Origin of the sequence: Flavobacterium sp. WC2416 (assembly GCF_041200095.1) — a bacterium.
GTDB lineage: Bacteria > Bacteroidota > Bacteroidia > Flavobacteriales > Flavobacteriaceae > Flavobacterium.
Window position 1 is genome coordinate 3,293,475 of record NZ_CP165626.1, and the last position, 25,714, is coordinate 3,319,188.

General features: G+C 32.4%; 21 protein-coding genes. 15 read left to right on the forward strand and 6 right to left on the reverse strand.

The window, feature by feature from the left end; genetic code table 11:
* Nucleotides 1-51: 51 nt before the first annotated feature.
* The 4 genes from AB3G39_RS13855 to AB3G39_RS13870 all read right to left on the reverse strand — a co-directional run bounded on the left by AB3G39_RS13855 (nt 52) and on the right by AB3G39_RS13870 (nt 3,075).
* The gene (locus tag AB3G39_RS13855; RefSeq protein WP_367768270.1) at nt 52-984 is read right to left on the reverse strand and encodes a peptidylprolyl isomerase; all 933 of its coding nucleotides are present in this window, start codon (nt 982-984) and stop codon (nt 52-54) included.
* 178 nt (nt 985-1,162) lie between these two features.
* The gene (locus AB3G39_RS13860) at nt 1,163-1,492 is read right to left on the reverse strand and encodes a hypothetical protein (protein WP_367768267.1); all 330 of its coding nucleotides are present in this window, start codon (nt 1,490-1,492) and stop codon (nt 1,163-1,165) included.
* Nucleotides 1,493-1,516: 24 nt separating this feature from the next.
* Nucleotides 1,517-2,653, reverse strand: coding sequence for a hypothetical protein (locus AB3G39_RS13865; RefSeq protein ID WP_369769441.1), 1,137 nt, complete (start codon nt 2,651-2,653; stop codon nt 1,517-1,519).
* 17 nt (nt 2,654-2,670) lie between these two features.
* Nucleotides 2,671-3,075, reverse strand: a complete 405-nt coding sequence (locus AB3G39_RS13870; protein ID WP_369765493.1) for a cytochrome c — start codon at nt 3,073-3,075, stop codon at nt 2,671-2,673.
* Nucleotides 3,076-3,413: 338 nt separating this feature from the next.
* Between AB3G39_RS13870 and trmD the strand changes: the two genes are divergently transcribed.
* The 11 genes from trmD (at nt 3,414) to uvrB (ending at nt 20,162) form a co-directional block, all read left to right on the forward strand.
* Complete coding sequence (gene trmD, locus AB3G39_RS13875) at nt 3,414-4,094, forward strand: tRNA (guanosine(37)-N1)-methyltransferase TrmD (RefSeq protein ID WP_367768259.1); 681 nt, start codon at nt 3,414-3,416, stop codon at nt 4,092-4,094.
* A gap of 169 nt (nt 4,095-4,263) precedes the next feature.
* Nucleotides 4,264-4,614 (forward strand): 50S ribosomal protein L19, encoded by a 351-nt coding sequence (gene rplS / locus AB3G39_RS13880; RefSeq protein ID WP_367751816.1) that lies wholly within the window; start codon nt 4,264-4,266, stop codon nt 4,612-4,614.
* A gap of 249 nt (nt 4,615-4,863) precedes the next feature.
* A complete protein-coding gene (locus AB3G39_RS13885) occupies nt 4,864-7,086 on the forward strand; it encodes an NADP-dependent isocitrate dehydrogenase (RefSeq protein WP_367768256.1) in 2,223 nt (740 codons plus the stop codon).
* 134 nt (nt 7,087-7,220) lie between these two features.
* On the forward strand, nt 7,221-9,602 hold the full coding sequence (locus AB3G39_RS13890) for a carboxypeptidase-like regulatory domain-containing protein (RefSeq protein WP_369765494.1): 2,382 nt from the start codon (nt 7,221-7,223) through the stop codon (nt 9,600-9,602).
* A 4-nt stretch (nt 9,603-9,606) separates the two neighbouring features.
* Nucleotides 9,607-10,428 (forward strand): DUF4249 domain-containing protein, encoded by an 822-nt coding sequence (locus AB3G39_RS13895; protein ID WP_369765495.1) that lies wholly within the window; start codon nt 9,607-9,609, stop codon nt 10,426-10,428.
* A gap of 127 nt (nt 10,429-10,555) precedes the next feature.
* Nucleotides 10,556-11,218 carry a thiamine diphosphokinase gene (locus tag AB3G39_RS13900; RefSeq protein ID WP_369765496.1) on the forward strand — a complete coding sequence of 221 codons (663 nt, stop codon included), beginning with the start codon at nt 10,556-10,558 and terminating at the stop codon, nt 11,216-11,218.
* A gap of 115 nt (nt 11,219-11,333) precedes the next feature.
* Entirely contained in the window at nt 11,334-12,278 is a 945-nt protein-coding gene (gene rlmF / locus AB3G39_RS13905; protein WP_369765497.1) for a 23S rRNA (adenine(1618)-N(6))-methyltransferase RlmF, read from the forward strand.
* Between the two features lie 451 nt (nt 12,279-12,729).
* Nucleotides 12,730-13,341, forward strand: a complete 612-nt coding sequence (locus AB3G39_RS13910; protein WP_369765498.1) for an RNA polymerase sigma factor — start codon at nt 12,730-12,732, stop codon at nt 13,339-13,341.
* 84 nt (nt 13,342-13,425) lie between these two features.
* Nucleotides 13,426-14,541, forward strand: a complete 1,116-nt coding sequence (locus AB3G39_RS13915; protein WP_369765499.1) for a FecR family protein — start codon at nt 13,426-13,428, stop codon at nt 14,539-14,541.
* A gap of 160 nt (nt 14,542-14,701) precedes the next feature.
* Nucleotides 14,702-18,043: a TonB-dependent receptor domain-containing protein gene (locus tag AB3G39_RS13920; RefSeq protein WP_367768238.1), complete on the forward strand. Its 3,342-nt coding sequence runs from the start codon at nt 14,702-14,704 to the stop codon at nt 18,041-18,043.
* Between the two features lie 127 nt (nt 18,044-18,170).
* The gene (gene uvrB / locus AB3G39_RS13925) at nt 18,171-20,162 is read left to right on the forward strand and encodes an excinuclease ABC subunit UvrB (protein ID WP_369765500.1); all 1,992 of its coding nucleotides are present in this window, start codon (nt 18,171-18,173) and stop codon (nt 20,160-20,162) included.
* On the opposite strand, the gene AB3G39_RS13930 is transcribed toward uvrB, so the two are convergent.
* On the reverse strand, nt 20,156-20,560 hold the full coding sequence (locus AB3G39_RS13930) for an excinuclease ABC subunit B (RefSeq protein ID WP_367751796.1): 405 nt from the start codon (nt 20,558-20,560) through the stop codon (nt 20,156-20,158). The genes uvrB and AB3G39_RS13930 overlap by 7 nt on opposite strands.
* 37 nt (nt 20,561-20,597) lie before the next feature.
* Between AB3G39_RS13930 and AB3G39_RS13935 the strand changes: the two genes are divergently transcribed.
* The 4 genes from AB3G39_RS13935 to AB3G39_RS13950 all read left to right on the forward strand — a co-directional run bounded on the left by AB3G39_RS13935 (nt 20,598) and on the right by AB3G39_RS13950 (nt 24,054).
* A complete protein-coding gene (locus tag AB3G39_RS13935) occupies nt 20,598-21,422 on the forward strand; it encodes an alpha/beta hydrolase (RefSeq protein WP_369753369.1) in 825 nt (274 codons plus the stop codon).
* Nucleotides 21,423-21,482: 60 nt separating this feature from the next.
* Nucleotides 21,483-22,496 carry a dipeptide epimerase gene (locus AB3G39_RS13940; protein ID WP_369753368.1) on the forward strand — a complete coding sequence of 338 codons (1,014 nt, stop codon included), beginning with the start codon at nt 21,483-21,485 and terminating at the stop codon, nt 22,494-22,496.
* Between the two features lie 3 nt (nt 22,497-22,499).
* A complete protein-coding gene (locus AB3G39_RS13945; protein WP_367768230.1) occupies nt 22,500-23,525 on the forward strand; it encodes an aminotransferase class I/II-fold pyridoxal phosphate-dependent enzyme in 1,026 nt (341 codons plus the stop codon).
* Between the two features lie 64 nt (nt 23,526-23,589).
* Nucleotides 23,590-24,054 (forward strand): DUF1456 family protein, encoded by a 465-nt coding sequence (locus AB3G39_RS13950; RefSeq protein WP_369754074.1) that lies wholly within the window; start codon nt 23,590-23,592, stop codon nt 24,052-24,054.
* A gap of 85 nt (nt 24,055-24,139) precedes the next feature.
* On the opposite strand, the gene sucC is transcribed toward AB3G39_RS13950, so the two are convergent.
* Entirely contained in the window at nt 24,140-25,333 is a 1,194-nt protein-coding gene (gene sucC / locus AB3G39_RS13955; protein ID WP_367768227.1) for an ADP-forming succinate--CoA ligase subunit beta, read from the reverse strand.
* Nucleotides 25,334-25,714 lie beyond the last annotated feature (381 nt).

A 25,714-nucleotide genomic window follows, 5' to 3' on the forward strand; every position in this document is an offset into this window, starting at 1 on the left:
AAAATATATTTTGAGGCGTTTTCTATTTATTTCAATAATCACTGATTATTATTATTTAACGTCCATTAATTCTACGTCAAAAATCAAAGTAGCGTTTGGTGGAATTACTCCTCCAGCACCATTTGGTCCGTATCCTAAATCAGAAGGAATCACGAAACGTGCTTTATCTCCTACTTGTAACAAAGCAATACCTTCGTCCCAACCTTCGATAACTTGACCTTGACCTAATCTAAATTCGATTGGTTTTTTTCTTGGATAAGAAGAATCAAAAACTTTTCCGCTCTCTAATGAACCTTCATAATGTACAGCAACTGTTTTACCAGCTTCTGCTTTTTTACCAGAACCTCTTTGGATAAATTGGTAACGCAATCCGCTTTCTGTTTTTTCAAAACCTGCAGCTAATTGTTCCATTTTGGCTTCTGATTCTGCTTTCAAAGCTGCTTGTTTTTTCAAACGAGCCCCTTTTAAACCAACAAATGCTTCGATAGCATTCCAGTTTTTAGCCTCATCACCTACTCTGATAATTTCAACTGACTCTAAAGCATCTCCTTGAGCAATAGCATCAACAACATCTTGTCCTTCGACAACATTTCCAAAAACGGTATGTTTATCATCTAACCAAGGTGTTGCAACGTGTGTAATATAAAATTGAGAACCATTAGAACCTGGGCCTGAATTTGCCATTGCTAAAACTCCTGGTGCATTGTGACGCAAATCTTTGTGAAATTCATCGTCAAATTTGTACCCAGGATCTCCAGTTCCTGTTCCTTGAGGACAACCCCCTTGAACCATAAAATCAGGAATAACTCTATGAAAGTTTAAACCATCATAGAATTTTTGTCCTTGAGGTTTTATTTTGTTTTCCATATTTCCTTCAGCAAGAGCTACAAAGTTTCCTACTGTTCCTGGTGTTAAATCGTGTGTTAGTTTTACTAAAATCGCTCCTTTTGCGGTGTTGAATTTAGCGTATATTCCGTTTTCCATTGTATTTGTTTTTTATAGAATTGCAAATTTACGAATTTAATAGCCAATTTGAAAATTTCAATATTTAGAAAAAGTAAACTGTTCTTTTGAAACTTTAAAGCGCTATACTTGTTATATATTTCTTCTAAAGAATCTAATACTACTTTTATAAAATGTGTTACAACTTTAAACAAGATTTCTAATTAGCGGATTTTATAAAAGCGATTATCTTTTCCGTTTTATCTTTAGATATATTAGCACGTACTCTCATATGCTGACCAATTACATCCCATTGCTCATTTGAATAAGCTTGTGGTGGAGGTGCATTATGACATCTAACGCAATTTTCACCCCAAAGCTGGGCACCACTTTTTTCTACTAACACTTCTGCTCTTTTAGTAGTACTCCTGTTTACTTCTTCGCTTGAAGGCATATTTGTATACAAATTTGATTCTGATGTTTTACAGCCTTCGAAAACTATAAAAGAAAAAAAGAGCAGCATAAAATAGATTATTTTTATATTTTTCATTTTTAACTATTTTTAGATTTAATTTTAAAAGCCATAAACCAATTGAGCAATAAGTGAATTGGGCTGATTGTCCTGCACTTGATAAGACACTTTAAAAACTCGATTCCAACCCAGCCAATAATTAAGCGAAAATGCAGTCTGTTTTTTTAAACCTCCACCCCAAAGTGCTTCTTTAGGTGTATCAAATTCTGAATATCTTCCTGCAAATTCTAAATTGTTGACAAAATCAGAAGTTGCTCCTGAAGGTCTTATTGAAGCTTGCACATAATAAGCTGTACTTTTATTTTTAAATGTATAATTTCCAGTTTCTGATTCAAAATCCTGATAGTAAGCATCACCAGCATTTAAACTTTTCCATTCCCCAAGGATTTTCAAATTAGAACTTATGACTTCGATACTTTTAAAATAACTAACATCTACTGCATACATATCTACTTTTACATTTTCTAAACTAGTTCCAGAATCACCCGTTTTAGCTGCATGTTGAAATGAAAACCCTAATTCTAAGCTAGAATCATATAACGGAAGAATCCCTACTCTTCCACCGATTGCTTTATCCTTATTATTTTCTTTATAGGCTTCGTATTCAAACTGTCCTGCTTCATCTGGAGCATCTGCATTACCAGGGAGCAATTGAGGTCCATTGGAAATATAAAAATCATAATTTATAGTGGCTTTACCAATTTCGGCACCACCTTGAAGTCCAATCCCTGTTTCAACCATTGGACCTATACCACCATCCCCAAAACCCACTGGATTATTAGGAAACCGATTCAAATAACCTTCCATGTACTTCCCTCTATAACTACCAAATTTCGGTAAAAAACGACCAAAGTGTATTGCTAAATTATTGTTTAAAAAATAAACCATATTTACATATTCTAAAACAACTTCAACTGCACCATCACCAGTAGCAATCTCTATCTCTGATTCAATAAATAACTTATCTGACAGGCTCCACAGAAAAATGGGTTTAAAATCCACATTCCCAAAACCATTCTCTTCCTTATTGTACATATAATCTGCCTGTGCATTTCCTACAATTACGAGTTTAGTCTGGCCAAAAATCGATTTATTTAAAGATTTAGTATCTTGTGCAACACTTTTAAAAAGAAAAACATTCAAGCACAAAAACACAAATAACCATTTTGTCTTATTCATCTTTTTTTAATTTAATATTATTTATTTTTCTCTAAATATCTAATGTAGTTTACCAACTGCCATCGTTGATTTTCACTTAATGCGTCCTTATATGAAGCCATTGGTGATTTCCCTTCAGTTAATTTCCAAAAAATCGCACCATCTGTTTCATTGACAACGTTTATTGTCAAAAAATTTGATGGCTTAGGACTTAGAGCTACACCAGCACTTCCATTTCCTTTGCCTTGTATTCCATGACAAATCACACACATTTGATTGTATAATTTCTTTCCTTCAGCAGTTGCTTTTTCGTTGCCTTTAAACGGATTTATGAGATCATATGCAGATTTAGGAGCAACCCAAGTTTGACTTTGGGCATTAATTTTATCGAATTGAAATAAAATCAATGTTAGTACTATCAAAAACAAATATTTATTTTTCATAATATTGAAGTGTAAGTTACAAGGACCTAATTTACAGATATATACTCCTATTAAACATGATATATATCATACTTTTATTAATCATTTCAAGGATAGTCAGCTTCACTGTTTTCATATCGTTTTTAAAGGAAGTAGTTATTTAAAGTTAATATTTTATAAGACCCCAAATTCCACTTACCCCTAGCCCAGATGGAAACGGCATCCTATTGTGCCAGGGTTTGGCACAATAGATAAAGTGGACAGCTGGAAATTGCTTCCTAAATAACTTATAGCAGAAGTGAATTTTTGAATCTTAAAAACTTTGTACCTTTGCGGCTTCATAACTTAGAAAAGAAATTATGCGCATTGATATTGTTACCGTTTTACCAGAACTATTAAGGAGTCCGTTTGAAGCTTCTATTATGAAACGCGCTATTGACAAAGGATTAGTAGAAGTACATTTTCATAATTTGCGCGACTACACTACCAACAGACAGAAAAGTGTAGATGACTATCCTTATGGTGGTGGTGCTGGTATGGTGATGACCGTACAGCCGATTGATGCCTGCATTACTCATTTAAAAAGTGAAAGAGCCTACGATGAAATCATCTATATGTCACCTGACGGAGAAACATTGAACCAAAAAATGGCCAATACCATGTCGATGTATGAGAATATTATTATTCTATGTGGACATTATAAAGGAGTAGATCAAAGAGTTCGAGATCATTTTATTACCAAAGAAATATCTATTGGCGATTATGTATTGAGTGGTGGAGAATTGGGCGCATTGGTTTTATCGGATGCGTTGATTCGATTGATTCCAGGTGTTTTGAGTGATGAAACCTCAGCGTTGACCGATAGTTTTCAGGATGGTTTATTGTCAGGACCTATATATACAAGACCTGCTGATTACAAAGGCTGGAAAGTTCCTGATGTTTTGACAAGCGGTAATTTTGCCAAAATAGATAAATGGCGAGAAGATAAGGCGTATGAACATACTAAAACAAGACGCCCAGATTTACTTGATGAAGAATAATTTTAAATGTTGCATTTTAAATTATAAATGACTCTAAATAAGTGTTTAAATAATTCAAAATTTATAATTTATAATTCAAAATAATTATTTACTTTTGCACCCACTTTAGATTAACCTCTGGCGAGATCCGTGAATGTTGATTTGATAAAAAACCATAATTAAAATTATCATGGCAGATTTAATGAAATTCGTTCAAGACGAATTAGTTGCAAGAAAAGATTTCCCTGTATTCGGAGCTGGAGACACAATCACAGTTTACTACGAAATTAAAGAGGGTGAAAAAACTAGAACACAGTTTTTTAAAGGAGTTGTTATCCAAAGAAGAGGTTCTGGTAACACAGAAACTTTTACTATTCGTAAAATGTCAGGTGCAGTAGGAGTTGAGCGTATCTTCCCTGTAAACTTGCCAGCTTTACAAAAAGTTGAAATCAACAAAAAAGGTGCAGTTCGTAGAGCTAGAATTTTCTACTTCAGAGAACTTACTGGTAAAAAAGCAAAAATTAAAGACAAAAGAAGATAGTCAACTGTCTCTTTATCATAAAAGCCTCGACATTGTCGGGGCTTTTTTTTGCATTATTCAGAGTATAAACTAAAAATAAAAATCACAATTTGAGGTTAACTCGTTAGTTATACTATAATTCGTATTTTTCTATACAAAATCCTATCCAATTATACTCTGATTTTCATATATTTGCTTCGCTTAATTTTAAGCAAAACATACATTCCACATCCTAGCATATTTAAGGATACGATTATAAAAATAAAAATAATGACTGAAAAATCAAAAATTGTTTACACTTTGACAGATGAGGCGCCTTTATTGGCAACTTATTCTTTTTTACCAATTGTTAAAGCATTTACTGCAACTGCAGGAATTGAAATTGAAACGGAAGACATTTCGTTAGCAGCAAGAATACTAGCAAACTTTCCAGAATTTTTAAATGAAGATCAAAAAGTAAAAGATGCTTTAGCTGAACTTGGAAAACTAGCTAATGATCCAGAAGCAAACATTATCAAATTACCAAATATTTCTGCATCTGTTCCTCAATTAAAAGAAGCAATTGCTGAACTTCAAGCTCATGGGTATAAAATTCCAAATTTTCCTGAAGAACCTCAAAATAAAGAGGAAAATGAAATCAAGAAAAAGTATTCTAAAATATTAGGTTCTGCAGTAAATCCTGTTTTACGTGAAGGAAATTCAGACCGTAGAGCACCAAAAGCAGTTAAGAATTACGCAAAAGTAAACCCACATTCAATGGGAGCATGGTCAGCAGATTCTAAAACAGAAGTAGCCTCAATGGAAACTGGTGATTTTTACGGAAGTGAAAAATCAATTACACTAAAAGAAGCCACGGATGTTAAAATTGAATTTGTTTCCGAAGATGGAAAAACAACTGTTCTTAAAGAAAGTACTCCTCTAAAAGTGGGTGAAATCATAGACAGCTCTGTAATGCATTTAAAAGCTTTAAAAGCATTTGTTACCAAAGCAATTGCCGAAGCTAAGAAAAACAACATATTACTTTCAGTTCACTTGAAAGCAACTATGATGAAAGTTTCTGATCCTATTATTTTTGGTGCAATTGTAGAAGTATACTTCGCAGCTGTTTTCGAAAAATATGCTAAATTATTTGATGAATTAAACGTTGACACTAGAAATGGTTTAGGTGATGTTTATGCAAAAATCGCTGGACGCCCAGAGCAAGCTGAAGTGGAAGCTGCCATAAATAAAGCAATCGAAAACGGTCCTGCATTAGCGATGGTTAATTCGGACAAAGGAATTACAAATCTTCACGTGCCTTCTGACGTTATTGTTGATGCATCTATGCCAGCAATGATTCGTACTTCAGGACAAATGTTCAATAAAGATGGAAAACAACAAGATACTTTAGCTATCATTCCTGATAGATGTTACTCAGGTATCTATACTGCAACAATCGATTTCTGTAAAAAGAATGGTGCTTTTGACCCTACAACAATGGGAAGTGTACCAAACGTAGGTTTGATGGCACAAAAAGCAGAAGAATATGGTTCTCATGACAAAACGTTCCAAATGACTGGAAATGGTGTTGTACGTGTTGTTGACACAAAAGGAACTGTATTAATGGAACAGGCAGTTGAAGCTAAAGACATTTTTAGAATGTGTCAAGCCAAAGATGCTCCAATACAAGACTGGGTAAAACTAGCTGTAAATAGAGCACGTTTATCAAACACTCCTGCTGTTTTCTGGTTAGATGAAAACAGAGCGCATGACAGACAATTAATTGAAAAAGTAAAAACATACTTAAAAGATTACGACACAACTGGACTTGATATTCGTATTTTAAACCCAATTGAAGCAACTAATTTCACATTAGTAAGAATCAAAGACGGATTAGACACAATCTCTGTAACAGGAAATGTATTACGTGATTACTTAACTGACTTATTCCCTATTTTAGAAGTAGGAACCTCAGCAAAAATGTTATCTATCGTTCCATTAATGAATGGTGGTGGATTGTTTGAAACTGGTGCAGGTGGATCAGCTCCAAAACACGTAGAACAATTCACTAAAGAAGGATACTTACGTTGGGACTCATTAGGTGAGTTTTTAGCATTAGGAGCTTCTTTAGAACATTTAGGACAATCCCTAAACAACTCAAAAGCAATTATTTTATCAGAAACTTTAGATGAAGCCAATGATGCTTTCCTGAAAAATGATAAATCTCCTTCAAGAAAAATAGGCCAAATTGATAATCGTGGTTCTCATTTTTATTTAGCAATGTATTGGGCTGAAGCACTTGCTAACCAAGGTAAAGATGCTGAATTGCGTGCTATTTTTGCGCCAATCGCAAAAGAATTTGAAGAAAACGAAGCTAAGATAAATACTGAATTAATTGGAGCACAAGGAAAACCACAAGAAATTGGTGGCTATTACCAACCAAATCCAGAATTAACAAGCAAAGCAATGCGTCCTAGCGCAACATTTAATGCAATATTAGCAAAAATCGCGTAAATCTATTTTACCGTAAATTATACCTAAAAAAGGCAACTGGAAATAGTTGCCTTTTTTTATTAATAAAATTTTAATCTTTGTTTAGCTACAATTTACTTATCTTTTAACCAAATTTGTAATTCAAAAACTAAGAAATGATTTCGAAAAAATACAGCTTCCTTTTTATTTTTCTATTAATTACTATTTCTTCCTTTTCTCAAGATAAATTTACACTTAGTGGAATAATTACAGATATAAAAAACAACGAAACTCTTATTGGTGTTAATGTGTATATTCCCGAAACAAAATCAACAGCCTTTACTAATGAGTACGGTTTCTATTCCATTACGCTTCCAAAAGGCAACTACACCATTTTAATAAGTCATATCGGTTTTAATACATTTTCACAAAACATAACACTTTCTGAAAATAAAAAAATAAATAGTAGCTTGACTGAAAGCGGTGAAGAATTGAAAGAAGTAATTATCACTAATAATAAGGGAGAAGCCAATATAAAATCTCCCGAGATGAGTGTAAATAAACTCTCCATTTCCACGATTAAAAAAATGCCTGTTGTGCTGGGTGAAGTTGATGTCCTTAAATCACTATTATTACTTCCTGGAGTTACAAATGCTGGTGAAGGAGCATCTGGCTTCAATGTACGAGGTGGTGGAGCCGACCAAAATTTAATTTTACTAGACGAAGCAACCATATTTAATTCCTCACATGTCTTTGGCTTCTTTTCTGTATTTAATCCAGATGCGATTAAAGATTTAAAATTATACAAAGGAGGAATTCCAGCCCGTTTTGGAGGAAGAGCCTCATCGGTTTTAGATATTTATCAAAAAGATGGTAGCAGCAAAGGGTTTCATATGAATGGCGGAATAGGATTAATCTCAAGCCGCATTTTGGCCGAAGGACCATTGGTGAAAAACAAAGGTTCATTCCTTATTGGAGGCCGAAGTTCGTATGCCCATCTATTTTTGAAATTATCCGAAAAGCAAAAGAAAAACACCGCCTACTTCTATGACCTGAACACCAAATTAAGTTATAAATTAAACCCTAATAACAATTTATATTTATCTGGATATTTTGGAAGAGACGTATTTTCTTTAAGTAAAAGTTTCAGCAATACGTATGGAAACTCTATTTTAAATTTAAGGTGGAATCATTTATTTACAGATAAATTATTTTCGAATTTATCTCTTATATACAGTGATTATTACTATGGGCTAGATCTTGATTTTGTAGGATTCAAATGGGATTCTGGCATTAAGAATTACAATATCAAATATGATTTCAAGAATTACATTTCTGATAATTTCAAATTGAATTACGGGATGAATGCCATCTATTACGAGTTCAATCCAGGTACTATAACTCCATCTGATGCTAATTCAGGAATAAATTTTGATCAACTAGACAAAAAATACGCCTTCGAACCTTCTCTATACATTAGCGCCGACCAGAATATTTCTAAAAAAATATCTTTATCTTATGGTTTACGATACAGTCAGTTTTATAGATTAGGAAAATCAACCGTAAATATTTATGCCAATAATAACCCTGTTGTCTTCAATACAGATTTACAGATCTATGAAAAAGCGACTCCAATAAGCACCCAATTCTACGATAAAAATAAAACAATTAAAAGCTATAATAATTTAGAACCTCGTTTTTCGTTAGCCTATAAAATTAATGACGAACAGTCCATCAAAGCTAGTTATAATAGAATGGTGCAGTATTTACAATTGATTTCTAATACATCCTCACCTACTCCACTGGACGTCTGGACGCCAAGTGACAACTTTATCAAACCACAAATTGCTGATCAAGTTGCTTTAGGATATTTTAAAAATTTCAAGGATGGGCAGTATTCTCTAGAATTGGAAACGTATTATAAGGAAGTACAAAACAGATTAGACTATATTGACGGAGCTGATTTGATTGCAAATAAGTCCATCGAACAAATTATTCTAAATGGACAATTGAGATCCTATGGATTAGAGATAATGATTCGAAAAAACGAAGGCAAATTGAATGGGTGGATTTCCTACACCCTATCCAAATCAGAACAACAAACTCAAGGAAGATCAGAAGGAGAATTAGGAATAAATAATGGCAAATGGTACAATTCCGTTTATGACAAAACACACAATCTTGCTATTACGAGTACCTATACGTTAAATCAAAAATGGTCTTTTGGAGCCAATTTTGCCTTGCAAACTGGTCAACCAGCTAGCTACCCAAAAGGGCAATACCAATACTTAGGAATTACCGTTCCTAGTTATGGATTACGAAATGAAAATCGATTACCTACTTATCATCATTTAGATCTTTCAGCTACATTAACTCCTGTCAAAAACAACAATCGCAACTGGAAAGGAGAATGGGTTTTTAGTATTTACAATATTTATAATCGCAAAAATGCTGCTTCAATCAACTTTCGACAAAACAATGAAACAGGTAACAATGAAGCTGTAAAAACATCTATTTTCGGAATTGTTCCTGCAGTAAGTTATAACTTTAAATTTTAATCTAATGAAACATATAAATTTCTTAATAGCAGTGCTAACTACTCTTTTATTATGCAGTTGCGAGGAAGTGGTTCAAGTTAATTTAAAAACGGATTCACCAAAACTTGTTATAGAAGCATCTATTAATTGGTACAAAAACACCATAGGAAATAGACAAAGCATAAAGTTAACAACAACTACAAATTATTATGACAATTTGATACCTGTAGTTTCTGGAGCCACAGTTTATATAACAAATGCGACAAATGCTACTTTTATTTTTACAGAAGCACAACAAACAGGAGAATATATTTGCACTAATTTTATACCAAAAATAGACGAAACGTACACGCTAACAATCCTAAACGGCGGTCAAACCTACCATGCAACCGAAACCATGAAATCTATTGCACCCATAAGCGAAATTATTCAAAATAATGAAGGCGGCTTTACAGGAAACAATATAGAAATAAAGACATATTATACAGACCCTGCTATTGAAACGAATTATTATTTATACAAATACAGTTATTCCAATCAAGTAACTCAAAATTTTTATACTGATGAAGATACTTTTTTTCAAGGGAATCCTTTTTTTAGTATTTCACAATCTGATAATTTAAAAGTAGGCGATGAAGTCATAGTCACTCATTATGGCATCTCTAAACAATATTACAACTACATGAATGTACTAGTTAGCATCGCAGGAGGCAATGGTGGCGGGCCTTTCCAATCTCCCCCCGCAACTGTAAGAGGAAACATAATCAATACAACAAATAAAGAAGACTACCCTCTTGGTTATTTTTCATTAAGTGAAGTGGATACCAAAACGTATACAATACAATAAAAAAATTATATACTTAAAACCAATATAATTGTCTTAAAAAGGCACATTATAGAATTAAAAACTATTTTCTATCTTTACCCTGTTTTTTAAATTAACAATGACCACTTCCTAATCTTTACCCAAGAAAATGTCCTCACATCATATCGTCCGCGATGACCAAGAACCAGCATTAATAATAGCAAACGGTGCGTCATGCAATCCTGAATTATTAGGTCAATTATTAGAATGGTCTCCATTAGTAATTGTATTAGACTCTGCCATGGAAAGAGTAATGGAATTAGATATAAAAGTGGATGTATTACTCGGTGATTTTGATCGCGATTTTGATGCTAATTACTATAAAGAAAAACAATATCCAATTGAGATAGTACATACTCCTGATCAAAACAAAACCGATTTAGAAAAAGCTTTTGACTACCTCTATGAAAGAAAAATACCCGCTGTAAATGTAATCTGGGCAACAGGAAGACGCACCGATCATACTATAACCAATTTGACAAACATAGTTCGTTATAGAGAAAAATTGAAAATTGTAATTTTAGACGACCACTCAAAAGTATTTCTTTTACCAAAAAAATTTGAAAAATGGTACACAGCAAATACTGTGATTTCATTAATCCCGATAGGACATGTGACAGGAATTCATTCAGAAAATTTATTTTATCCATTGCAAAATGACAGCTTAACAATTGGCTATAGAACCGGAAGCAGTAATCATGTTACTAAAGATGGAATTGTAATAATTGAGCATGCTGAAGGGGATTTATTGATGATGGAATGTTCCGATTGATTTTTAAATAAAAAACTAATCTGTAATAAAACATTGTACCTATTCTTTTTTATATAACTTGCTGTCGACTTTGATGAAATAATAAATTTTATCTTTGTCCTGAAATAATAAAATCATGTCTAAGACGATTACTGAGAAAACAAATTTACATCCAAGAAATCCACACCGATTCCGATACGATTTTAGCCTTTTAACAGAAAGACTTCCTGAATTACAACAACATGTTTCTATCAATGAACACGGTATTGAAACAATAGATTTTAGCGAACCTGAAGCTGTTAAGACTTTAAACAAAGCCTTATTAATTACATACTACAATATAAAATACTGGGATATTCCGAAAAATTATCTTTGCCCACCCATTCCCGGTAGAGCGGATTACATACACTATCTCGCTGATTTATTAGCTTCAAGCAATAACGGTGTGATCCCCCAAGGCAATACAGTTGAAGGTTTAGATGTTGGAATTGGAGCTAATTGTATCTATCCAATAATAGGAAATTCAGTTTACGGTTGGAGTTTTGTAGGTACCGACATTGACGAGAAAGCAATTGAAAATTGTAGGAAAATAATTGAAGGAAACCCAAAGATGATAGATTCTATAAGTCTACAGCAACAGAATGAATCTCGTTTTATATTTAAAAACATCATTACACCCGAAGACAAGTTTGCATTTACTATTTGCAACCCTCCATTTCATTCTTCTCCAGAAGAAGCTTCAAAAAGTGCTTTAAGAAAAGTAAAAAATCTAGAAAATACCAGAAAAACCACAAAAGCGGTTTTGAATTTTGGTGGACAAAATGCCGAATTGTGGTGTGAAGGTGGAGAACTTGGTTTTATCACTCAAATGATTTATGAAAGTGCTAAATATCCTATGCAATGCCTTTGGTTTACTACATTAGTATCAAAACAATCTCATCTTACCAGTATTTACAAAACACTGAATAAAGCAAACGTTGTTGAAATAAAGACAATTGACATGGCTCAAGGCCAAAAAATTAGCCGTATTGTTGCTTGGACATTTTTAAGTGAAAAACAGCAAAAAGAATGGAAGTTCTAAAATCATAAGAATGTAAGTTATTACAAACTCACTTTTTGAAGATCAAAAGAACTGAATTATAACTTATAGCATTAATAATACTTCAATAATAAATCTAAAATGAAGTTAAAAAAAAGCCTTCATTATTAATTTAATAATGAAAGTGTAAAAAAATTATTTTACCCAAAAAAACACGCAACTAATTATCGATTGTTGTATTTCTCCCTATTTTTTAATAATAAAAACATGTTTTAACTTAATTTTATGTAAGTTTGAAAAAGTAATCATATAAATAATTACCAAAATTACTAATTACGTTCCCTAGAGAGCTGTAATAAAAAAACAAACTAACTATAAATTGAACAATATCCGCCCCATTTATTGTTGCTTTTTTATTTGAATCTATTGGTATCAAACACCAAAATGTTTGTTTTAATTTATTATTTAGAAATGAATTAATCTTGATCAAATTGTGGAAAAGTTAAAACTACATACCGAAACTCTAGATGACTCCAAAATTTGGAAAAGTCTAAAAGAAGGCGACGAAAATGCTTTTTCAATACTCTTTAAAAAGCATTACCCGCATTTAGTACGTTATGGAAATTCGTTTATTCCCTTTCCTGAAAAAGTACAAGACTGTATTCAAGATGTATTTACTGATATTTGGATTTATAGAGAAAAATTATCTGATAATGTTGTCGTAAAAGCGTATTTATTATCTTGCGTTCGCAAGCGAATTAGGAGATTGCAAGTTCGAGATCGCATTTTTTCACTTAGTAGCCCTATAGAAACACTTCCGTTTTTATTTGATTTTTCAATAGAACATAATTTAATAGCTGATGAAACTACTACCATAAAAGTTTCACATCTTAATCAATTAATTAACGATTTACCTTCTCGACAAAAAGAGGCTTTATATTTGCGTTACACTCAAGAATTATCTGTAGACCAAATTGCAGATACACTTGACATCAATTATCAGTCAGCCAACAACCTTTTACATCGCGCTTTATTAAGCATTCGAAGAGAATGGAGAACAAACGTTCCCCTAATTACACTTCTATTTTCATTTTTTTTCAAGTAAAAAAATAAAATTAAAAAAAAATCGCTTTTAGTGAGTATCCTTTTAGAAAAGGGTCCTCTATATAATTGTAATACTATTTTTTTAATGCAAGATCGCAACAAATATACAGATATAAAGCACTTTTTAGCTGACAATTCATTCCAATTATGGGTGTGCTCCAATGACGACCAATACTATTGGGAAGAATGGACATTAGAAAACTCAAGTCGGGCTAAACTAGTTGAAGAAGCACGGTTATGGCTTTTAGCTTTGAAAGTTCCTAGTTCTAATCTATCTTCAGATCAAATCCAGAATGCATTAGAAGCAACTTGGAATAAAATTGAAATAAAAGAAAAAAATCAAAATAAAATTAACAAGCCTATAATTAAACTTTGGGGGCAAAAATGGTTAAATCGCGTTGCAGCAGTAGTACTAATAAGTTTATTAACTGGTTTTTTATACAACTATACAAATTCAGACAACAACAACTCATTAGTCTACAATAAGCTTATAGATGATAATAATGAAGGTTTAGTGGAGCAAACTAATAACTCAAACAAACCGCAAACCATTACATTATCAGATGGCAGTTCTGTATTATTACAACCTAAAAGTAAACTAAGTTATCCCAAAATATTTGTGGGAAATGAGAGAAAAGTGTATCTTTCTGGTGAAGGTTTTTTTGAAATTAGCAAAAATCCGAAAAAACCTTTTTTTGTATATGCTAATGAAATTGTTACTAAAGTTGTAGGAACTAGTTTTAAAATAAAAGCATACGCAGACCAACCTAATGTTGAAGTTGTTGTTAGAACAGGAAAAGTAAAAGTTTTGTCAAATCAACAAATCACAAATAAAAAAGACAATTTGATTGTTTTATTACCCAATCAAGCCCTACGATTTATTCGAAAAAGCGCCACTTTTAATAAAATAACTGACATTACACAGGATAAAGTATTAATTAATTCAACAAGTAATATTGAGCAATTAGGATTTGAATTCTCAGATATTCCTGTTGCTCAAATTTTAAAAACGATAGAACAAGCTTATTTAGTGAATATTGATTTTCCAAAAGCCAAGTTAAAAGACTGTTATCTTACTACATCATTAAGTGACCAACCTTTACCTGAAAAACTTAAAATTATTTGCAAAAGTCTTGGAAACAATACTAGCTACGAAATGAATGGAAACCAAATTATTATTATATCAAATGGATGCAACTAACATAATATTGCCTATGAATAAATAGACTAAAAAAAAAACGCCGAAAATGCTGTAACATTCTCGACGCCTTGAATTAAAACAATTAGCTCTCTGTAAAGAGTAATTGTTATGTTCTAAAAATAACCCAACTAACGAGTATTAATAAAAACAGACCAAAACTATGAAAAAAAACGTCCTCAACCAACGACTATTTATTCGAATTATGAAAATAACCTTATTACAATTAGTCTTAGCATTTGTCTTCTCCAGTGTGACATTTGCAAATACAATCAGAGGTCAAAAAAAACTAGATACAAAGATTTCAATCTCTGTAACTGATTTGAACTTAGATGTTGTTTTAACAAAAATTGAAAAATTGTCAAATGTGAAATTTTCGTACAATTCGAGAATGTCACAATTAAACCAAAAAGTAAATGTATATGCTGAAAACGAAGCATTATCAAGTGTACTTAATCGCATTTTAAAACCATTAAAAATTAATTATTCTGAAGTAAGCAACCAAATTGTTTTACAAAAGGAAGGTGCTAAAGTGGGTTTTAATGCAGGGATATTTTCTACATTTGATGCTGTAGCTGAAATCATTAAGGGACATGTAGTAGACGAAAGTGGAGAAGCATTACCTGGTGTTACAGTCCTTGTAAAAGGAACAAAAAAAGGAACTACAACTGATATAGATGGAAATTACAGTATAACAGCTGAAATTGGTGCTGTTTTACAATTCTCTTATGTAGGTTTAAAAACTGTAGAAATTACAGTAACAGGTACAACCGTTAATGTTACATTAGTAGGAAATGGTGAAACATTGCAAGATGTTGTTGTATTAGGTTCTCGTAGCAGTGCAAGAACAGTGACTGAATCTGCTGTTCCAATTGATGTTATTAGTATGAAAGATATATCTTCTCAAGGACCACAAGCCAACTTAAATCAGATTTTAAACATGGTTGCTCCATCGTTTACTTCTAATACTACTACAGTAGCGGATGGAACGGATCACATTGACCCAGCTCAATTAAGAGGTCTAGGACCGGACCAAGTTTTAGTTTTGGTTAATGGAAAAAGAAGACATACTTCATCATTAGTAAACATCAATGGATCTCCAGGTAGAGGATCAGTAGGAACCGATTTAAATGCTATTCCTGCTTTTGCAATTGATCGTATTGAAGTTTTAAGAGATGGTGCATCTGCTCAATATGGTTCTGATGCTATCGCTGGTGTAATTAACATCAATGTTAAGAAAGCTACAAACAAATTAGACATCAATATTTTAGGTGGAAGCAATGTATCTAGAGGAGCTAATGATCATAGAGGTGGTAGTGATGGAAACAATCTACAAATTGACTTAAACTACGGTACTAGTCTAGGTAAAGAAAAAAGTTTCATCAATGCTACAGGAAGTTTTCAATTAAGAGGACAAACGAGTAGAGCTAAAGATGCAACTGGAACCTTATTCAGTGCTTTTAATGCGATTGAACAAAGAGCTGCAGAAGCTGGAACAAATATTAATACTTTATGGGGAAATATTGGAACTCAAGCTGCCCCAACAGCTAATGAAGCTGGAATTGTTTCTGCTATTAAAACATATGCTCCTCAAGTAGGATATTTTACAACAGCTCAACAATCTTCTATTGCTAATGCAACTTCATTATATGGTGCAACAGGATTACAATCGGTATTAAATTTTGATGCAACAGATGGTGAATTGGCTTACAGAAAACTGGAAAGAAAAGATTTCAACATGAAAGTAGGACAATCTTCATTGGAAAGTGCACAGTTTTTCTTGAATGCTGCTTACCCAATCAATGAAAATCTTGAAGTATACGCTTTTGGTGGTACTAGTCATAGAACAGGTCAAGCAGAAGGTTTTTACAGAAGACCAAATCAATCTAGAGCTTATACTGCTTTGTTTCCTAATGGTTTTTTACCTGAAATTCATTCTACAATTAATGATATCTCGGCTGCTGCAGGAATTAGAGGTATGATCTTCAAAACTTGGAATTTTGATTTAAGTAATACTTTTGGTAGAAACTCTTTTGATTATAATATTGAAAACACATTAAATGCAACTTTAAGAGAAAATTCTCCTACTGAATTTGATGCTGGTGGATTGGCTTTTTCTCAAAATACAACTAACTTTGATACGTCTAGAAAATTTGACAAATTAAACGTTGCTTTTGGTGCTGAATACAGACATGAGAATTTTCAAATTAATGCTGGAGTACCAGATTCTTATAATCAATATGACATCAACGGTGGTATTGTAACAGGAACTACAGCTTCTGAATTAAAAGTAACTGACTTTTATGGTTCTGCAAGACCTGGAGGATCACAAGTTTTTCCTGGTTTCAAACCATCAAATACAGTTGATAAAGGTCGTAACAGTGTAGCTTTATATACTGATTTAGAATATGATGTTACAGAAAAATGGTTAGTAAACGGAGCACTTCGTTTCGAAAATTATTCTGATTTTGGTAACACTACAAATTATAAATTAGCGACTCGTTATAAATTAACAGATAACATTAACTTACGTGGTGCTGTTTCTACTGGATTTAGAGCTCCTTCATTACACCAAATTTATTTTAATTCAACAGCTACACAATTCGTAGGTGGTGTACCATTTGAAGTAGGAACATTCAGTAATGATTCGCAAGCTGCTAAATTATTAGGAATTCCACAATTAAAACAAGAAGAATCTCAAAGTGCAAGTGTTGGTTTTACTGCAAAAATACCTGAAGCTAAACTTACTTTGACTGCTGATGCCTATATTGTTAAAATTAATGACAGAGTAGTACTTACAGATCAATTTTCTAGACCTGGAGGAACTCCTGCAGCTGGAACTCCTGCAGCACAATTAAACACTTTGTTTGATAATGCAAATGCTACTGCTGCAACTTTCTTTGCAAATGCAATTGATACTGAGTCAAGAGGAATCGATGTTGTTATAAGCCATAAAGCAAATGTTGGAAATGGTTTAACATTAAAAACTGATTTATCAGGAACATTATCAAGTACAAAAAGAGTTGGTAATATTCACGCTTCACAAATTTTAACAGATAACGGGCAAATTAACCGTTACTATTCTGAATCAAGTAGAGTATATCTTCAAGAAGCTGTGCCAAGAGTTAAAGCTAATTTAACAAACTCATTGTCAGTGAAAAAATTCGATTTCTTCTTGAGAAATGTGTACTTCGGTCAAGTTACAGATCCAAATACTGCTGATGCAAATGGAGATGGAACTATTGACACTGCTGTAGTAAATGGGCAAACCGTTGCTGTTGAACATCCGGTTTGGGGAGCAAGAGTAATAACTGATCTATCTGTAGGATATAAATTTACTGATAATGTTAAAGTTGTAGTAGGTGCAAACAATATTTTTGATGTGTATCCAGACGAAAATTTAGAATCATTAAAAAGTTCTAATCAATTTACTTATTCAAGAAATGTATCTCAATTTGGACAAAACGGAAGATTCGTTTTTGCTAGGTTAAGTTTAAGCTTCTAAATAAACTTTTTTTTACATAGAAACCATCATGTTCGCATGATGGTTTTTTTTTTAGAATTAACTTCCGTCCAAAATAGTTATAAACTTCGTAACTTTGTAATTCTAAAAACTTTGCCCCAAAATACCAATGAATTTTCAAGTCGTATCAGATTACCTACCCAAAGGCGACCAGCCACAAGCTATTGAAAAATTAACTCAAGGAATTGTTGATGGTGAAAAATTCCAAACATTATTAGGAGTAACCGGTTCTGGTAAAACTTTTACGGTTGCTAACGTCATTCAGGAAGTACAAAGACCCACATTAGTTTTAGCACACAATAAAACTTTGGCCGCACAATTATATTCAGAGTTCAAGCAGTTTTTCCCAAATAATGCTGTAGAATATTTTGTTTCTTACTATGATTACTATCAGCCAGAAGCATTTATGCCCGTTTCTGGGGTCTTTATTGAAAAAGATTTATCAATCAATGAAGAACTAGAAAAAATGCGTTTAAGCACCACCTCTTCACTCCTTTCTGGCAGAAGAGATATATTGGTAGTTGCATCTGTTTCTTGCTTATATGGTATTGGAAATCCTGTGGAATTTCAAAAAAATGTAATTGAAATTGAAAGAGATCAAACGATTTCACGAACCAAATTATTACACAGCTTAGTTCAGAGCTTATATTCCAGAACTGAAGCTGATTTTACTCCCGGAAATTTTAGGATAAAAGGAGATACTGTAGAAGTCTATCCAAGTTATGCAGATGATGCTTTTCGAATCCATTTCTTTGGTGATGAAATTGAAGAAATTGAATCTTTTGATATAAAAACAGCTGCAGTAATTGAAAAATTCGAAAAACTAACAATTTACCCAGCAAATATGTTTGTGACTTCACCAGATGTACTACAAGGTGCAATTTGGGAAATCCAACAAGACTTAGTCAAACAAGTCGATTATTTTAAAGAAATAGGAAAACACCTTGAAGCAAAACGTTTGGAAGAACGTACCAATTTTGATTTAGAAATGATTAAAGAATTGGGATATTGCTCTGGAATAGAAAATTACTCCCGCTACCTCGATGGTAGACTAGCTGGAACTAGACCATTCTGTTTATTAGATTATTTTCCAAAAGATTTTTTAATGGTTGTAGACGAAAGTCACGTAACCTTATCACAAGTACATGCCATGTATGGAGGTGACCGTTCTCGAAAAGAAAATTTAGTCGAGTATGGATTTAGACTGCCTGCCGCAATGGATAATCGCCCTTTGAAATTTGAGGAATTTGAAGCCATGCAAAACCAAGTAATCTATGTTTCAGCTACTCCAGCCGATTATGAATTACAAAAAACGGATGGCGTGGTTGTTGAACAAGTAATTCGACCTACTGGATTATTAGATCCTATTATAGAAATCCGACCTAGTTTAAACCAAATTGACGATTTAATAGAAGAAATTCAAGTGAGATGCGAATTAGACGAACGCGTTCTTGTAACAACATTAACCAAAAGAATGGCAGAAGAATTAGCCAAATACTTAACAAAGGTTAATATTCGTTGTCGCTATATACATTCGGATGTTGATACCTTAGAACGAATTGAAATCATGCAAGATTTGCGAAAAGGTATCTTTGATGTATTAATTGGGGTAAACCTACTACGTGAAGGTCTAGATTTACCCGAAGTATCACTCGTTGCAATTTTAGATGCTGATAAAGAAGGTTTCTTAAGAAGCCATCGATCATTGACTCAAACCATTGGTAGAGCAGCCAGAAATCTAAACGGTAAAGCGATAATGTACGCGGATAAAATTACTGCCAGCATGCAAAAAACGATTGACGAAACAAACTATCGCAGAACGAAACAAATAAACTTTAATACCGAAAACAATCAAATACCTCAAGCATTAAACAAGAAAATCGATAGTGCTTTTACTAAAAATCCCTTGGTAGAATATGAATTAGGACATACATTAAATACCGCAGCAGAAACAGTAACTGAATATTTATCAAAAGATCAAATAGAAAAACGCATTCGAGAAAAACGCAAATCTATGGAGAAAGCAGCTAAAGAACTGGATTTTATGCAAGCAGCAAAATTACGTGATGAAATTAAAATGCTTCAAGAGCAACTTCATTGATCATGAAATTCCTTATAAATTTTCAATAATGCTTCTGGTGAGATAACAGTATTAGGTGATTTTTCCATCTTTTTAAGTACTCGTTTTGTAGCATCCGGATTTATTCCCATGCTAATAGAAATTTGATGAATCGTATTAGACTCATTTGCATTTAAAATACGTCCTTTATGCATTAAAAATGCTAAACGATAAAACTGCTGCATACGTCTAAATCCTGTTTTAGCAGCCATTTTAGGTAATTCTAAAAGGAATAAATTATTAAAATCACCTTTTTCTAAATCTAAAGCATTCGCAATAACAAATAAAAAGTCATAGTCTTTTTTAGGTAAAACACCATTCTCAGTAGAAAAAGTAATCATATCTAAAAGTAAGCTCTTTTTTTCTTCGTAAGTATCCATTAATATAATTTTTTTTAGCTAAAATATCGTTTTTAAAATGAAAAACAAAGACCAAACAGTGATTCAACAATTTAATCTATTATTCCTATTTTTTTTAACATCTATAGGTTTATTTGCACAACAAAGTACAGCGACAAAACAAGTGTCTACTTTTACCATTAATGCACCACAATTAAATACAACAAAAAAAATATGGGTCTATCTTCCAAAGGATTATTACGACACTAATAAAAAATTTTCTGTTTTATATATGCATGATGCTCAAAATCTATTTGACTCCAAAACATCTTATGCAGGAGAATGGAATGTGGACGAAAAATTAGATAGTATTAATGCCCAAATAATTGTTATTGGAATTGAACATGGTAATGAAAAACGAATCGATGAATTGACTCCCTATAAAAATGAAAAATATGGAGGAGGAAATGCGGATGCCTATCTAAAGTTTATTGTTGAAACTTTGAAACCAAAAGTAGACAGCACTTATAGGACCAAAACGAAATTTAGAAATACAATTATTATGGGAAGCTCTTTAGGTGGTCTTACCTCCTATTATGCAGTTTTAAAATACCCAAAAGTATTTGGAAAAGCGGGTGTTTTTTCCCCTTCATTTTGGTTTAGTAAAGACATATATAGTCTTACCGAAAATTCAAAAAAAATAAACTCCAAAATCTACTTTCTTTGTGGTGATAATGAAAGTGAAGAGATGGTTTCTGATCTCAACAGAATGGAATATTTACTAAATACAAATAGATGTTATTGCCTCCATTTAAATGAAAAAAAAATAGTTAAAGGGGGACAACACAATGAAAAATTATGGCGTGATGGTTTTATAAAAGCATTACTATGGCTTGGTTACTAAAGCTTTTGTGTGAAATTTTAATATAATTACATTACTTTTAAAGTATTAAATCCAAAATAAATGAAATTAATAGTAAAAGAATACATCCTAAAACTAAAACATACATTTACAATATCAAGAGAATCCATTGATGTACAACCCTCTTTAATTGTTGAATTAGAAAGCGAAGGATTTTCTGGCTACGGAGAAGCAACTTCAAATCCATATTATAACATTACAGTTCCAATGATGATTGCCGATTTAAATAAAATTCGTCCCATTATCGAAGAATCTGAAAATCAAACACCAGAAGAATTTTGGCAAATGATGCACCCCTATTTAAAAGAAAATATGTTCGCTTTATGCGCTTTAGATATGGCATATACTGATTTATACGCTCGTAAAAAAGGAAAAAAACTATATGAATATTGGAACTACACAATTGAAAACAATCCATTAACCGACTATACAATTGGAATTGCATCAATAGACAAAATGGTCTCAAAAATGAAAGAACTTCCATGGCCTATTTATAAAATAAAATTAGGAACACACGAAGATATTGCCATAGTAAAAGAACTTAGAAAACATACAGATGCCATTTTTAGAATAGATGCAAATTGTGGTTGGGGAATTGAAGAAACCATCAACAACGCAGTTGAATTAAAAAAATTAGGTGTAGAATTTCTAGAACAACCTATGAAAGCAGACAATTGGGACGCACATAAAGAAGTTTTCAAATATTCGGTTTTACCAATAATTGCAGATGAAAGCTGCATTATAGAAGAAGATGTTGCTAAATGTTACAATCATTTTCATGGGGTGAATATTAAACTTGTAAAATGCGGTGGGTTAACTCCTGGAAAAAGGATGATCGAGCAAGCAAAAAAATTAGGGTTAAAAACAATGGTGGGTTGCATGACTGAATCATCAGTAGGAATTTCAGCCATTGCTCATTTATTACCACAATTAGATTATGTAGACATGGATGGTGCCTTACTCCTGGCAGAAGACATTGCAGATGGTGTTACTATAAAAGAGGGTGAAATTAGTTATTCTAAACTTAATGGTACCGGAGTTATTTTAAAACAATAAAAAATGAAAGTTAATTCGTTTCCTAATAGAATCCTTAAAGTTGAAAATGAAAATTATTTATATTTTGGAGGAACTGCCTACTTGGGGTTACCAACAAATAAAAAATTTCAAAAAATACTTATCAGTAATATTTTACAATGGGGAACTGCATATGGCAGCTCAAGAAGTGCAAATGTAAAATTAACTGCATACGAAAAAGGCGAAAAATTTCTAGCTAGATTTATCAAAGCCGAAGCAACAATTACTGTTTCTTCGGGCATGTTAGCAGGTAAAATTACTATTGATGTATTGCAATCTCAAACAGATCAATTTTTTCATTATCCCAACATACATACTGCAATAAAAAGTGCAAATAGTATTCCGTTTTTCGTTCAAAACGAAATGAATCCAAGACTATTAGACAATTTAAAAGAAAGAATTACAATTCTTACTGATGCTGTTCCTTCTTTTAATACAGAACCAATTGATTTTTCATTTCTAAATTTTATACCCGCTAATAAAGAGATTACTTTAGTGCTAGACGAATCCCATTCTCTTGGTATTTTGGGAACTAATGGTTGTGGTATTTTTTCATCTATAGCCCATCCAAATGTTAAGCGAAAAATTATGTTATCCTCTTTAGGAAAAGCCTTTGGATTAACAGGAGGCGTAATTGCTAGTGATGCTGAATTTATTCAACAAATAAGAAAAAACGACAGTTTTGTTTCTAGTGCAGGAATGAATCCAGCATTTGTCCAAACAATAGCTAATGCTGAAAAAATATACATCAAACAACATCAAAAACTAAAAGACAACTTATCGTACCTTAAAAAAAACTTGAATAAAAACGAAGCGTTCAATTTTAACGGTGATTACCCTTTAATTTACCTCGAAAATGATGCAATTAATCCCATTTTAATAGAAAATAAAATAATAATTGCTAATTTCAAATATGCATCGGAAATTAAAGATTTGAATCGAATTGTAATTACTGCAAACCACAAAAAAGAAGATCTAGATAAAATAATTGAAGTTTTAAACCAATTCTAATTCTCAAATTAAAATTGATGCGCAATTCGTTTTAAAACGTACCTTTGTAAAAAAATAGAATATGATGACAAATAACGATATCTTTAAAAAATTACGTGTTGCCTTAATGCTACGTGACGACCAAATAGTTGAAATTTTAGAATTGGTAGACTTTAGAATTACTAAATCAGAATTAGGTGCATTTTTCCGTGACGAAAAACACGAGAACTATATGGAATGTGGCGATCAAGTATTGCGTAATTTTCTAAACGGATTAGTTATACATTTACGCGGAACAAAAGAAAATCCAAAAAATCCAAATGATGTTTTAGCAAAACACAAAGCGCAAATTCCTGTTAAGGACGCAACTAAAGAAAGAAAGGAATTCAAGGCTAAACCAAGAGACGAAGAAAAGTCTAGAGGTGATGAAGCGCCATCAAAAACTAGCGCAGCTAAAAAACCTTCCAAAAAACAATATCCAAAAGGAAATGCAAAAGTACAGGTCGTAGAAAAAGTAAAATACAATTTCGGAAAGAACAAAAAATCATAAATAAAGACAAATCACTCTTTATAATTATAACAAAAAAATCCTAAGCTTTCACTTAGGATTTTTTGATATATACTCTTTTTTCTATTTAAGAAAGTGCTGCTTTAACTTGATCAGCTGCTTCTTGAAATTCAACAGCAGATAAAATTGGCATTCCTGAATTATCAATTAATTCTTTTGCAATAGCTGCATTAGTACCTTGTAAACGAACAATGATTGGTACTTTAATTGCATCACCCATGTTTTTGTAAGCATCAACAACTCCTTGTGCCACACGGTCACAACGAACAATACCTCCAAAAATATTAATCAAAATTGCTTTTACGTTTGGATCTTTTAAGATAATACGGAAAGCAGTTTCAACACGTTTTGCATCAGCAGTTCCACCTACGTCAAGAAAGTTTGCAGGTTCAAAACCAGCATACTTAATTAAATCCATAGTTGCCATTGCTAATCCAGCTCCGTTAACCATACATCCTACTGTACCATCAAGATCAACATAATTTAATCCTACTTCTTTAGCTTCTACTTCGATTGGATTCTCCTCACGGATATCACGCATGTCAGCATATTTCTTTTGTCTGTATAAAGCATTATCATCGATATTTACTTTAGCATCAACAGCCATTATTTTATTATCAGATGTTTTCAAAACTGGATTGATTTCAAACATTGAAGCATCAGAACCAATATATGCATTATATAAAGAGTCAATGAATTTCACCATTTCTTTGAAAGCATTTCCAGAAAGACCTAAATTAAAAGCAATTCTTCTTGCTTGAAAACCTTGTAATCCAACAGAAGGATCAACTTCTTCAGTAAAAATTAAATGTGGAGTATGCTCAGCAACTTCTTCAATATCCATTCCACCTTCAGTAGAATACATAATCATGTTACGACCAGTCGCTCTATTCAACAAAACAGAAACATAAAACTCAGAAGTTTCAGATTCACCAGGATAATAAACATCTTCAGCGATTAAAACTTTATGCACTTTTTTACCTTCAGCAGATGTTTGAGGTGTTACTAATTGCATTCCAATAATTTGTTCTGAAATTTCTTCAACTTGTTGTAAATTTTTAGCAAGCTTAACTCCACCACCTTTTCCACGTCCACCTGCATGAACTTGTGCTTTTACAACATACCAACTCGTTCCCGTTTCAGTAGTTAATTGTTTAGCAGCAGCAACAGCTTCTACTGGACTATTAGCAACGATTCCGCGTTGAATGCGAACTCCGTAGCTAGCTAAAATCTCTTTTCCTTGATATTCGTGTATGTTCATAATATAGAATTTGTCTGGATCCTGAAGTTATTTCAGAATATAAGTGGCACAAAAATAGCAAAATTCATCTAAACAGAGAAATCTTTTTCCTATTTAAAATTTCAAAAATGTTACACAAAAAAATACAACAAGAGAAACAAACATAATTAGCGCATAAATTAAAAATAAAAAACAAGCGAAAGGTATTGCTATAACGTTTGAAATATAATTTGTAAATTTGATAAGAACTACAATAATTGCCTATCTAATACAATTCAAAACAAACGCTATTGACGAATTAACAATACACAGGTACTTAAACACCATTATTATTATTAATTAAACGTTTTTCTATTATTACTATAAAAATAAGACGCATTGCTTGTTTTGGATACATTATAT

Bases quoted from the DNA above. Each gene is read 5' to 3' on its own strand.
- AB3G39_RS13855 (WP_367768270.1), bottom strand. From the start codon at position 984: ATGGAAAACGGAATATACGCTAAATTCAACACCGCAAAAGGAGCGATT.
- AB3G39_RS13860 (WP_367768267.1), bottom strand. From the start codon at position 1,492: ATGAAAAATATAAAAATAATCTATTTTATGCTGCTCTTTTTTTCTTTT.
- AB3G39_RS13865 (WP_369769441.1), bottom strand. From the start codon at position 2,653: ATGAATAAGACAAAATGGTTATTTGTGTTTTTGTGCTTGAATGTTTTT.
- AB3G39_RS13870 (WP_369765493.1), bottom strand. From the start codon at position 3,075: ATGAAAAATAAATATTTGTTTTTGATAGTACTAACATTGATTTTATTT.
- trmD (WP_367768259.1), top strand. From the start codon at position 3,414: ATGCGCATTGATATTGTTACCGTTTTACCAGAACTATTAAGGAGTCCG.
- rplS (WP_367751816.1), top strand. From the start codon at position 4,264: ATGGCAGATTTAATGAAATTCGTTCAAGACGAATTAGTTGCAAGAAAA.
- AB3G39_RS13885 (WP_367768256.1), top strand. From the start codon at position 4,864: ATGACTGAAAAATCAAAAATTGTTTACACTTTGACAGATGAGGCGCCT.
- AB3G39_RS13890 (WP_369765494.1), top strand. From the start codon at position 7,221: ATGATTTCGAAAAAATACAGCTTCCTTTTTATTTTTCTATTAATTACT.
- AB3G39_RS13895 (WP_369765495.1), top strand. From the start codon at position 9,607: ATGAAACATATAAATTTCTTAATAGCAGTGCTAACTACTCTTTTATTA.
- AB3G39_RS13900 (WP_369765496.1), top strand. From the start codon at position 10,556: ATGTCCTCACATCATATCGTCCGCGATGACCAAGAACCAGCATTAATA.
- rlmF (WP_369765497.1), top strand. From the start codon at position 11,334: ATGTCTAAGACGATTACTGAGAAAACAAATTTACATCCAAGAAATCCA.
- AB3G39_RS13915 (WP_369765499.1), top strand. From the start codon at position 13,426: ATGCAAGATCGCAACAAATATACAGATATAAAGCACTTTTTAGCTGAC.
- AB3G39_RS13920 (WP_367768238.1), top strand. From the start codon at position 14,702: ATGAAAAAAAACGTCCTCAACCAACGACTATTTATTCGAATTATGAAA.
- uvrB (WP_369765500.1), top strand. From the start codon at position 18,171: ATGAATTTTCAAGTCGTATCAGATTACCTACCCAAAGGCGACCAGCCA.
- AB3G39_RS13930 (WP_367751796.1), bottom strand. From the start codon at position 20,560: ATGGATACTTACGAAGAAAAAAAGAGCTTACTTTTAGATATGATTACT.
- AB3G39_RS13935 (WP_369753369.1), top strand. From the start codon at position 20,598: ATGAAAAACAAAGACCAAACAGTGATTCAACAATTTAATCTATTATTC.
- AB3G39_RS13940 (WP_369753368.1), top strand. From the start codon at position 21,483: ATGAAATTAATAGTAAAAGAATACATCCTAAAACTAAAACATACATTT.
- AB3G39_RS13945 (WP_367768230.1), top strand. From the start codon at position 22,500: ATGAAAGTTAATTCGTTTCCTAATAGAATCCTTAAAGTTGAAAATGAA.
- AB3G39_RS13950 (WP_369754074.1), top strand. From the start codon at position 23,590: ATGACAAATAACGATATCTTTAAAAAATTACGTGTTGCCTTAATGCTA.
- sucC (WP_367768227.1), bottom strand. From the start codon at position 25,333: ATGAACATACACGAATATCAAGGAAAAGAGATTTTAGCTAGCTACGGA.